Annotated in this window: 10 protein-coding genes; all 10 read right to left on the bottom strand. The window is 37.1% G+C overall.

The window, feature by feature from the left end:
• Positions 1-29: 29 nt before the first annotated feature.
• Complete coding sequence (locus tag B9A52_RS10690) at positions 30-3740, bottom strand: ATP-binding protein (protein ID WP_084120467.1); 3711 nt, start codon at positions 3738-3740, stop codon at positions 30-32.
• A 45-nt stretch (positions 3741-3785) separates the two neighbouring features.
• Positions 3786-4049 carry a hypothetical protein gene (locus B9A52_RS10685; protein ID WP_084120466.1) on the bottom strand — a complete coding sequence of 88 codons (264 nt, stop codon included), beginning with the start codon at positions 4047-4049 and terminating at the stop codon, positions 3786-3788.
• A 32-nt stretch (positions 4050-4081) separates the two neighbouring features.
• Positions 4082-4636 carry a DUF420 domain-containing protein gene (locus B9A52_RS10680; RefSeq protein WP_084120465.1) on the bottom strand — a complete coding sequence of 185 codons (555 nt, stop codon included), beginning with the start codon at positions 4634-4636 and terminating at the stop codon, positions 4082-4084.
• Positions 4623-5291, bottom strand: coding sequence for an SCO family protein (locus B9A52_RS10675; RefSeq protein ID WP_084120464.1), 669 nt, complete (start codon positions 5289-5291; stop codon positions 4623-4625). Before B9A52_RS10675 ends, B9A52_RS10680 begins: the two co-directional genes overlap by 14 nt.
• A 76-nt stretch (positions 5292-5367) precedes the next feature.
• A complete protein-coding gene (locus B9A52_RS10670; protein ID WP_084120463.1) occupies positions 5368-5697 on the bottom strand; it encodes a cytochrome C oxidase subunit IV family protein in 330 nt (109 codons plus the stop codon).
• 20 nt (positions 5698-5717) lie between these two features.
• Positions 5718-6494, bottom strand: coding sequence for a cytochrome c oxidase subunit 3 (locus B9A52_RS10665; protein WP_084120462.1), 777 nt, complete (start codon positions 6492-6494; stop codon positions 5718-5720).
• Between the two features lie 24 nt (positions 6495-6518).
• Positions 6519-7100, bottom strand: a complete 582-nt coding sequence (locus B9A52_RS10660) for a cytochrome c oxidase subunit 3 (RefSeq protein ID WP_084120461.1) — start codon at positions 7098-7100, stop codon at positions 6519-6521.
• Between the two features lie 2 nt (positions 7101-7102).
• The gene (gene cyoE, locus B9A52_RS10655; RefSeq protein ID WP_084120460.1) at positions 7103-8005 is read right to left on the bottom strand and encodes a heme o synthase; all 903 of its coding nucleotides are present in this window, start codon (positions 8003-8005) and stop codon (positions 7103-7105) included.
• Positions 8002-9084, bottom strand: a complete 1083-nt coding sequence (locus B9A52_RS10650; protein WP_084120459.1) for a COX15/CtaA family protein — start codon at positions 9082-9084, stop codon at positions 8002-8004. The genes cyoE and B9A52_RS10650 overlap by 4 nt, the downstream gene beginning before the upstream one ends.
• The gene (locus B9A52_RS10645) at positions 9065-10954 is read right to left on the bottom strand and encodes a cytochrome c oxidase subunit I (protein ID WP_084120458.1); all 1890 of its coding nucleotides are present in this window, start codon (positions 10952-10954) and stop codon (positions 9065-9067) included. Before B9A52_RS10645 ends, B9A52_RS10650 begins: the two co-directional genes overlap by 20 nt.
• Positions 10955-10962: the final 8 nt, after the last annotated feature.

The following is a 10962-nucleotide window of genomic DNA, read 5'->3' as shown; positions in this document are numbered from 1 at the left end:
AGGCCAAGCTACATTTTTGGGGGTAAGAATTACCTGACAATATCAAAGGCAAGGAAAAAAGAAGTGCCTTTTCCTTCTTCTGTTTCAAACCAAATTTTACCACCTTCAGTCTCCACCCCTCTTTTAGCTATGGCCAAACCTAGTCCTGAACCTTCTGATTTGGTACTGAAATTAGGTATGAAAATCTTATCCTTCAACTCCCGCGGAATTCCTTTACCATTATCCCGCACCTCCAAAACGACCTGTCCATCTATCATTCTCAGAAAAATATGTATCAAAGCCTTTTTCATTTGATCAGACGCCTGAAACCCATTGATAATGAGATTTCCGATGATCCTGCCAAAAAGTTGCTTATCCCCCATCACTGTTAATTTTTCCTCCTCTGCAGTAAGATCACCAAAAATAATTTTCCCATTCTCTCTGTTTTTGAATAGCTCTAAGGTGCCCAATACCACTTCTTTGAAATCCATCAATTCCTTTTTTGGTTGGGGCATCTTAGCAAAATTGGAAAAAGAATTCGCTATGTCGCTAAGTGTATCTACCTGATGGATCAACGTTTCTAAAGGTTTTTTTAACTTTTGTGGATCCTGTAGATTTCCTTCCGCCTGAAGTCTCAACAAATGCTGCAAGGTAAGCTTCATCGGGGTGAGGGGATTTTTTATCTCATGCGCAACTTGTTTGGCCATTTCTCTCCATGCAGATTCCTTTTCTGAATCAGCCAGGTCTTTTTTACTCGCCTCCAATTTGAAGAGCATGTTATTATATTCGTTTACCAACAATCCGATCTCATCTTTTGCAGGCCAATACATAGGTTCGTTATTATCAAGACCTGTAACTTTCAGCTTTTGGGTAAGCAGTTTGAAAGGAAAGGTCAGGTTTTTGGAAACAAAATATGAAATGACTAGAAACATAATGAATACCAGGACAAAAATATTGATGATATTGCTCAGTACATCGGCAATCAACAAGTCCAGTTCAGTTTCAGATTCAAAAAACGGAACAGCTACAATTGCCTGAACTTCTTGTCCATCATTTGATCTAATGGCAGCATAAACTGATTTAAAGCTTAGATTTCCGATCCTTTCTTCCAACAAAGCAAGATTATTTTGTCCCTCTACCAAATCCACAATCGCTTTTGGATTGATGAATTTTGTAAGGACTTTCTTGTCAAAAATATTTGGTTGGGATGTACTGATCAAAACACCACTTTTATTATAGAGGTTTATATCAGTATTGGCATTGCCTGATAAATTATTCATGGCTTCTTCCAATTCATCTTTTTCCAGTAGTCCGCTTTTTTGTTTCTCCACCAAGGTGGAAAGGTTATCTGTGACCAATGACGTTTTTTGCAGGTATTGTCTGTGAAGTTCCTCTTGATAAGAATTGGTGAATAATCCCACTATGATAAGACTTATAATCAAAATGGGGAAAAAGAAAGCGAAATTAAGATACAGCTGCAGTTTGGTAGCATAGTTAAATTCAAAAGTCCCGACTTTTTTTGAAAAAGTAACTACAAAAAGACTGATCAGAGTAAAGGAAATAAAACCCAAAAAGAACAGTGAGATATCAGCCATGATATAGTAGAATGGATAAACGGGAGAGGAAACAATTATAACCCGATCACCTTCCCTTACACCTACATGATGAAATTTCTGCCTGTAAATACCATAATCATAGAGATTGGTTTGCTCCAAGTCATTTGCCAGATCTGCAGCCCTATAATTGAAAAGTCCTACACCATATTGTAATTCACCTTCTTCATAAATGGCATAATCAAATTTTTTCTGATTTAAGCTACCTACATATTTTTCATCCATCAATAACTTGGGGAAAACTGACCCCGCCAGGATTCTTAATTGCCGAAGTTCTATAAAAACAGTGCCTATATAATTATTTTCGCTATAGAGCGGAATGAAAGCATAGTATTGGTTCCCCTCCCCTTCTTTGCCTTGGTTGATAAAATACAAATCCTTCACTGAGGTGGCATAATCACTTTTGACATATCGCATTCTCAGATTATTCAATTCATATGTCTTTTGTCTGTCCAGCACATTATCTCCTGAGGTATTAAAAACCTTGATCTTGAGTGCATATTGATCAAAGTAATTATCCATGTGGATTTTTCTGATCTTTTTTTCAATGGATTCTTTTTGCATAAGTGGGTCCACCAAGGACGCTTTGATAAATAAATCATCACTTATCCTCGACATGATATCAGCTAAAAAGAATTCAGCAAGAATATCATTCTCTACGAGTTGCTCTGTACCAAAACTGACCTTTGACTGAAAATTCCTGTCCAAATAAACCTGATGAGATGCAACACCTATAATTATTGCGGCGATAAGACATCCAAAGAAAAAGGTAAGAAAAGTGTTCAGACCAACGATAAAAATATGCCTGTAAATATTGAATTGAATAGCTGCAACCAAAAAGACAAAATGTGCCAAATATGCTATCAGCCACATCCAATTCAAAAAAATCAAAAGAACAATAATAGGAAATGAGAAATATACCAAGGTGACTATGGCCTTAGCTTTTTTTACATTTTTATCATAAAAAACAATATTGAGCATCAGGACTGTAAACATAAAATAGCCTGCCCCACCAATAAATATCACCAAAAGACTTACCAATTTAAACCAATCCAGAGAAGGAAGACTTAAGATATTCAGATCCCATTGAGAGTTACTCAAAATATCAATATACAGACTATAAAAGACTGCCAATAAACAAGTGGAAAAGAATAAGGCAAGCAATAATAACAGCCTGCTATTGCTATTGATATTTTTTTGTTTAAACCAGGATTTGAAATCGCTTCCGGCTATATAGACTAATATCATCCCAAACAATATTGCAAGTCCAATTACATTGATAAAAAGATCCCCCAGGCTTGGATTGATCCATGAAGAGGCATAGCCGGAAGGATCAAATAAGCCGAAATCAAAATAATCCCTCGGAAATCGAAAGAGCAACATTAAGAATCTGACAAAAAACAATACTATTGACGTGTAAACGATAGCCCTGATCTTTTCTCCTTTTTTCCAATAAGAAAGTACCAGGTCTCTGGCCAGAATCACCACCAATACAATAAGGGAAAAGAAAAAAATCAAAATGGTCAGTCTATTTGATTGGTCCGAAGGGGAATAATCCGGATCAAAATAGACAGAAAACAGATATTCGCCTTTTGCTCCTAGAATTTCGAAATACCCATCTGTCTTTTTTTCTGAGATGTCAACCAATCCGTTTCCAAAAACTTCTTTATTAAATCCTGATTGTAGGAATTCGTTTTGAATATCCCTCTTAAAATACAATGGATACATTTGGACCAGCCAATAACCTTTGTTGTTTCGTGAAAACCTTTTGATTTTTGAAAAAAAAATTCCAAATCTATCTTCTAAAATTCGTTGATTTGCGACGGGATTTACCAATTCAAATTCCGGCATAAATGAAAAATCAGACCAATAAACCAGGTCACCGGATTCTGTAAATATATAATAAGGATGATGGGATGGAATGGTAAGTTTGGTAAAAGAAAAACTTTCATCAGGCCGGTTTGCCATTAATAATGCAAGGTAGTCTTCGTCAAATTGAGCGTCAATTTTTTGGATTTTTTCGGTAATGGGTCGGACAAGTTTTTCGGTGTCATCCTTATCCGAAAACACGAAAATCACTGCCAGAAAAATGGCAAAACCAGCTAAAGCAATAAAAAGAGGAACAGGTTTGATTTTGTGCACAACCATAAGTTAAGCAAAAAGCAAAATCCGTACCCAGACTTTACTTTTATTTTAATATTTTTCTCCGTGAAAAATAAATTTAGATTTTCTCTTTTTAGCTTTTCTATACCAAAAAAAACCGATTATTGCTGCTATAATATAGGGCATGGAGAAAAGGTATAAAATCCCAAGGTTTAACCCTGCACCTATACTGGTTTCCCCATTACTGACATTATTTTCAATAGAAGCCCTACACATGGCACATTGTGCATAAGCCGGGACATGCATGACCAGGAACAATACAACTACGAAAAAGGATTTTAATATCAGTTTCATACTAAGAGAAACGTCTGGTTTTTCAAATTAGTTTAGAAATTGTAATAAGGACTGATCATCAAATATACCAATACTCCGGTAACTGTAACGTACAACCAAATAGGGAAAGCATATTTGACTACTTTTCTGTGTTTCTCTCTTTGGTCGGTATATCCATAAAAATACGCCAAAAGAATAGGAAACAAAGCGACAGCAGCCAATATAATATGCGTAATCAAAATAAAGTAATAGAAATACTTAATCAAACCCTCCCCACCAAATGATGTGCTTTCTGCTGTAGCGTGGTATATTACATAGGAAACAAGGAAAATTCCGCCAAGTCCAAAAGCAGTTGTCATTGCTGCACGGTGAAATTCAATATTACCTTTTTTAATAAAAACCACCCCAGCAATCAAGGCAACTGTAGCAGCAGTGTTAATGACTGCATTTAGATGCGGCAAGAAATAAACCCAATCACTTGCCACGTCTATTTTGGATGGCATAAACAATAAGATTGCAACTACCACGGGTACAGCTATTGCAATCAGCGTAATCCATCTGATTACACCCTTATTATTTTTCTGTATAACTTCGCTATTCTTTTCCATGTAACAGAATTTTTGTTTCTAAAATCAACCTATCTACCTCATCTCTATTCGTACCACTATAATACCCTCTAATTCTGCCAAGGTCATCTACAAGTACAAACTTATCACTATGAATAAATTCTTCAGGATCCCCCATACCGTCTAAAGTCGGCAGAATAAATCCACATCGTGCAAGGTTATAGATCTGTGATTTGTCTCCTGTAAGGAAAAACCATTTTTCCGGAGTTGCATTATGTCGTTTTGCATATTCGGCAAGAACCTCCGGAGTATCATAATCAGGGTCAATGGAAATGGAGTATATCTGAACACTGCTTTCATTTCTAAAAGCATCATCTACCCTTTCCATTTCGGTGGACATGATGGGACAGATACTTGGACAGGAAGTAAAAAAGAAATCCACAATAGTAATTTTACCTTCCATTTGACTTCTGCCTCTTTCTTTATTCTGGCTTGAAGTAAGTGAAAAGTCTGGTATAAAATGCTGTCCCTCTTCTACCGCGTCACATTCCTGGAAAGGATCTTCAACTCCGTTTTGATACAAAATTGGAATATCATACTTATTCACCCCAAAAGTCTTTAAAAAGACGAAAACCAAAATAGGTATCATCAGGATACTCAATAAAACCATACCCTGCAAAATCCGCACTCCTTTCATGTTTCTTTTTCTTATAAACAAAAAAATAGGGCAGAGTTCTTAACTCCGACCTATTTTTTTTATAATTAAATTTTTTTTACCATCTCAAAAGGAAGATATCACTTCCTTCACGCATCAAAGCGATAACCAACCATACCAAGAAAATCAAAGGAACAATTATGGAGTAGAAAAGCGGCTTAGCTTCCTCACCTAGGTGCATAAACTCCATCATGATATATTTAGCTTTCCATATAGTCAACGCAATGAAAATCGCATATAAAATAATCCCTCTGGGGAGAGTAAATGCAAACACGAATTCGACAAGAGTCAATAAGAGTAAGATACCAGCTGTTTTCCAGATTTTTTTTATCTTAGCTTCATCACGAGGAACTACTTCGAGCATTGATTTATTTTCTTGCAAAGCCATAATTTTATATTATTTAAATTTTAGATCAAGTAGAAAAGAGTGAACACAAATACCCAGACCAGGTCAACAAAGTGCCAGTAAAGTCCGATTTTTTCAACCATTTCATAATGGCCTCTTCCTTCATAAACTCCCACAGCTGCTTGATAAAAAGCCAAAAACAATAGTACAACACCTAATGTCACATGGAAACCATGGAAACCGGTAATAAAGAAAAACAATTGCGCAAAATTAGAAGGTCCATATTCATTGACCGAAAGATTGGCCCCATTTACTACTCCGGTAACAGTTTGGCCCAAATTATTGACGTAAGTCATTACTGAACCCGCTTCTGTTCCATGGATAAAGTGACTCCATTCCCAAGCCTGGCAGCTAAGGAAAGTTATTCCTCCAAGTAGTGTCCACAACAACCATTTTACCACATCATTCTTATCATTTCTGTGACCTGCTTCCACCGCCAAAACCATTGTAACCGAACTCATGATCAAAATGAAGGTCATCAATCCCACAAAGGCCAAAGGTATATGCACCCCATGAATAAAAGGAATGGCATCAAATACAAGTTCCGGCACTGGCCAATATTCATTTGAACCAACAAAAGTTTCTGCAGGACCATCATAAGCCGGGAAACTGACTCTTAACGAAATGTAAGTAATCAATAAAGCAGCAAATGTAAAAATATCTGAAAGGAGGAAAAACCACATCATCAGTTTTCCATAACTGGCCTTGAGTGGTTCATTTCCACCTCCCCAAGTCCCTCTTTTGGGGCTAACCCCGATAGCAGTAGCAGTCGTAGACATAAATGTTTTATTTACTTTTTTTACTTAATGATTCAATAATAAGAACATAAACAGATAAAGCCAAAGTCCTCCAAGAAAATGCCAATAAGTCACGCACATTTCCATTGAATCCATGTTTTTGGAATGTACCTGAAATCTAAAGGACGAAATTAATACAATAATTAGAAATATCACACCACTGATCAAGTGTAATGCGTGCAAACCTGTGAAAACATAAAGAAACGATCCTGCAGGATTCCCTACAAAAAACACATCTCTATCTACCAAAGCTCCCCAGCTATACCATTGCCCAACAAGAAATATGACTCCAAGGATCGAAGTAAGGATCATACCTGATCTGACTTTAGCTAAATCATCCTTCTTGGCAGACATATACGCCCAATGTAAGGTAATGCTGCTCAGTAAAATAATTGCAGAATTATACCAGAAAATTTCCGGCAGGTCGAATTCCAGCCAATTCCCTTCTGATTGTCTTACAATATACGCGCTTGTCAATGAAGCAAAAATCATCACTACCGTGACAATGAAGAGCCACAGTGCAAATTTTTTGGGATGCATGGCAATTGGTTGCTCTGCTCCTTCTATATAGCTGATCTTTTCTTCCATGATTAAATTTTATCTAATAAATATGCGATTTGAACTATAGGAAGATAAAGGAATGAACCGAACATAATCTTCAATGCTGATTTTCTTGAACAGTCTTTCATCAAAGAAAATGTCTGTGCCAAAAATAAAACACCACATATGGTTGCAACTATCCCTGAATTAAGGCCGGTGAGTCCAAAATATGTGGGCAATAACCCTAATGGAATTAAGAATAAGGTATAAATCATAATCTGAATAGCTGTATTCAAATCTTTCTTTCCACCACTTGGAAGTAATTTGAAACCTGCTCTTTTATAATCTTCATCACTCACCCAAGCAATAGCCCAAAAATGAGGGAATTGCCAAATGAATTGTATTCCGAAAATGATCAAAGCCTCATGGGATATGGCTCCCGTAGCGGCGGTCCAACCAAGAAGAGGTGGCATAGCGCCAGGTATTGCTCCCACAAATACAGCAATTGGTCCCACTCTTTTCAGGGGTGTATAAACGAACACATAAAGAATCATACTTAAAACTCCAAGTGCGGTAGTCAGGGGATTAGTGAAAATCCAAAGAATAAAAATACCGGCAAGAGCTATTAATGTAGTAAACCAATATGCTTCTTTTAAAGAAATCTGATTAAGTGGTAAGGGACGGTTTTCCGTCCTTTTCATTAGTTTATCAAAATCCCTTTCCCAAATCTCGTTTGCAGCACCCGATGCTCCGCTGATAAGAAATCCTCCAAATATCAAAGCAATAAAATTTCCCCAGGAAAAGACTACTCCGGAATCACCCAGAATAAACCCGAACGCTGCAGAGAAAGTAACTAGGGCAGACAATCTGAATTTGACCAATTCAAAATATACCTTGGCCCTAAAAACCAATAAATCCAAAATTGATTCTTCTGTAATATTTATAGTTCTCATGAACTTACCTTTTCAATATTTAATTTTTTCTGATCACTCAATTGAAGTAAAATGATAAATTGAATACCAATGATCAAAGAACCCAATAAGAGATGTAATGGCTGTAAGAAAGCAGGTATCGCAAAATAAGCCATCCCTACTCCCGTCATTATCTCAAGAAATAGCACTAACAACAATAATTGAGACCATTTGAATACATTGGCATGCCTGAGAGAATATTTATATATTTTATAAATAAACAATAAATGAACTCCAAGAATCAACAAGGAAAATGACCTGTGTATTAGAAATTCCAACCCCAAATTTTCAATCCATTCCCCACGCAACATATTTCCATATTCAAATGCAATCATATCTACAGTCTCTCTTACTTGAGTTCCCAATACAATCTGAATAACCATAAGCAAAAAAGCAATAAGCAGAATGGAATATAGCCTTTTTGGCTTTTCAGTCATGGGCTTAATAGGATAAGCCAATTTATAGGACCTATAATGAATGTACAGCAGTAGGCATACTATCAGCAGCGCCAAAACCATATGCAAGGTAATCATCCAAGTAAGCAAATTGGTAGAAACAACTATAGAGCCGATCCAAGCTTGGAATAAAACCAAAACCAAGTTGAAGAATGCCAGAACAGGGATTAATTTATCCAGGCTCCAAAGCGAAAGTGATTTGATGAAGGTCAGCAGGACCAAAACGCCAATGACAGCACCGATAAGCCTATTGATATATTCTATCCAAGTTTTGGTTGGATTAAACTCTTCCTCAATCAGAATACTTTTATCATTTCTAATTTCCTCAGCCTTATTTTTAAAACCGAGACGGTCCAATTGCGCTACAAACTTCTCATTCTTTTCTACTCTTTTGCGCAAGTAGATTTCCTGATAATCACTTGGGAGCTGATTCACACTTGTTGGTGGAACCCAGCTCCCAAAGCATTTTGGCCAATCGGGACATCCCATTCCGGAACCTGTACTTCGTACAATCCCTCCGACCAGTATCAGGAAATAAACAGCTAGCACAGTGATCAAAGAAATCCTGCGAAAGCTGTTTAAATTTTTAAGATTCTTTTGCTTCATTGGCTACCAATACTGCCTCTTCATCCGCTATAATTTCCTTTTCCAACTTCACTAATTCTTGTTCATGGGGAAGATTGGATTCTGGAGTGGCAGACAATGGTACAGTTTGAGGGATGAAATCTTCTTTGGCTCCTGGCTTGGAATAATCATATGGCCATCTGTAAACAGCAGGGATTTCTCCGGGCCAGTTACCATGGCCGGGATGTAAAGGAGTCGTCCATTCCAATGTTGTTGATCTCCATGGATTCAAAGAGGCAACCCTACCTCTATACATTGAATAGAAGAAATTAAATAGGAATATCAACTGAGCTCCAAAAGTAAGAATCGCAGCTATGGAGACAAACATGTTAAGGTCCGTGTACATATTTGAGAACTCAAATCCAGTCCATGAATAATATCTTCTTGGAAACCCTGCAATTCCGATGTAGTGCATTGGGAAAAATACAAGATAAACCCCGACGAAAGTTAACCAGAAATGGACATAACCAAGGCGGGCATCCATCATTCTACCAAACATTTTAGGGAACCAATGATATACACCAGCCATCAATCCAAAGAAAGATGCAGAACCCATTACAAGGTGAAAGTGCGCTACCACAAAATAAGTATCATGCAATTGTATGTCGATTGCGGAATTTCCTAAGAAAATACCTGTCAAACCACCTGAGATAAAGAAAGAAACCAGTCCTATGGAAAACAACATTCCGGGAGTAAAGATCAGATTACCTCTCCAAAGTGTAGTAAGGTAATTAAAGACCTTAACTGCAGAAGGTATCGCAATGATAAGGGTAAGGAACATAAATATTGAACCCAAGAAAGGATTCAACCCTGACACAAACATATGGTGAGCCCAAACAACAAAAGAAAGTATAGTTATTCCCAACATGGAAATGATCATAGCCTTATAACCGAAGATAGGTTTTCTTGAATTTGTGGCAATAATTTCTGAGGTGATACCTAATGCCGGCAACAATACAATATATACTTCAGGGTGTCCTAAAAACCAGAATAAATGCTGGTAAAGGACAGGACTTCCTCCTGTATTTGGCAATGCTTCTCCTCCGATGTAAATATCAGAAAGGTAGAAACTTGTACCAAAACTTCTATCAAACACCAACAAAAGCGCTGCTGAAAATAAAACAGGGAATGAAAGTAATCCAATAATCGCAGTTAGGAAAAACGCCCAAATGGTCAAAGGAAGCTTCGAAAATGACATTCCTTTAGTTCTTAGATTAATTACAGTAGTGATATAATTAATCCCTCCCAATAAAGATGAAGCTATAAAGAAAGTCATGGCTATCAGCCAAAGAGTCATTCCCAAACCAGACCCAGGCATTGCTTGTTCCAATGCAGATAGAGGGGGGTAAACCACCCAACCACCAGAAGCAGGTCCAGTTTCTATGAACAAGGAAATAAACATGATTACTCCTGATAAAAAGAAGAACCAGTAAGATAGCATGTTCATAAATCCGGACGCCATATCTCTAGCTCCAATTTGCAAGGGAATCAGGAAATTGGAAAAAGTACCGCTCAATCCAGCTGTAAGTACAAAGAACACCATAATGGTTCCATGCATGGTTACAAGAGCTAAATAAAACTCAGGATCTAATTTGCCATCAGGAGATATCCACCCACCTAAAACGGGTCTTAACCATCCTAAATCCATTTCAGGAAAACCTAATTGAAGCCTGAAAATCAAGGATAATAAACCACCGATTATTGCCCAAAACATCCCGGTAATCAGAAACTGTTTACCGATCATTTTATGGTCCTGAGTGAAAATATACTTTGTAATAAAGTTCTCGTGATGTTCATGATCATGATGATCATGAGAAGTATCACTGTGTGTAGCAGTATGAGCTGTTGCCATAATAATGA

Origin of the sequence: Aquiflexum balticum DSM 16537 (assembly GCF_900176595.1) — a bacterium.
Lineage (GTDB): Bacteria > Bacteroidota > Bacteroidia > Cytophagales > Cyclobacteriaceae > Aquiflexum > Aquiflexum balticum.
Note: the sequence above shows the minus strand (reverse complement) of the source record. Positions and strands in the feature narration are given on the sequence as shown.

What these genes read in the sequence shown, in the direction of transcription:
- B9A52_RS10645 (WP_084120458.1), bottom strand. Translation starts at nt 10,954, where the DNA reads ATGGCAACAGCTCATACTGCTACACACAGTGATACTTCTCATGATCAT.
- B9A52_RS10690 (WP_084120467.1), bottom strand. Translation starts at nt 3,740, where the DNA reads ATGGTTGTGCACAAAATCAAACCTGTTCCTCTTTTTATTGCTTTAGCT.
- B9A52_RS10670 (WP_084120463.1), bottom strand. Translation starts at nt 5,697, where the DNA reads ATGGCTTTGCAAGAAAATAAATCAATGCTCGAAGTAGTTCCTCGTGAT.
- B9A52_RS10680 (WP_084120465.1), bottom strand. Translation starts at nt 4,636, where the DNA reads ATGGAAAAGAATAGCGAAGTTATACAGAAAAATAATAAGGGTGTAATC.
- B9A52_RS10675 (WP_084120464.1), bottom strand. Translation starts at nt 5,291, where the DNA reads ATGAAAGGAGTGCGGATTTTGCAGGGTATGGTTTTATTGAGTATCCTG.
- B9A52_RS10685 (WP_084120466.1), bottom strand. Translation starts at nt 4,049, where the DNA reads ATGAAACTGATATTAAAATCCTTTTTCGTAGTTGTATTGTTCCTGGTC.
- cyoE (WP_084120460.1), bottom strand. Translation starts at nt 8,005, where the DNA reads ATGAGAACTATAAATATTACAGAAGAATCAATTTTGGATTTATTGGTT.
- B9A52_RS10660 (WP_084120461.1), bottom strand. Translation starts at nt 7,100, where the DNA reads ATGGAAGAAAAGATCAGCTATATAGAAGGAGCAGAGCAACCAATTGCC.
- B9A52_RS10665 (WP_084120462.1), bottom strand. Translation starts at nt 6,494, where the DNA reads ATGTCTACGACTGCTACTGCTATCGGGGTTAGCCCCAAAAGAGGGACT.
- B9A52_RS10650 (WP_084120459.1), bottom strand. Translation starts at nt 9,084, where the DNA reads ATGAAGCAAAAGAATCTTAAAAATTTAAACAGCTTTCGCAGGATTTCT.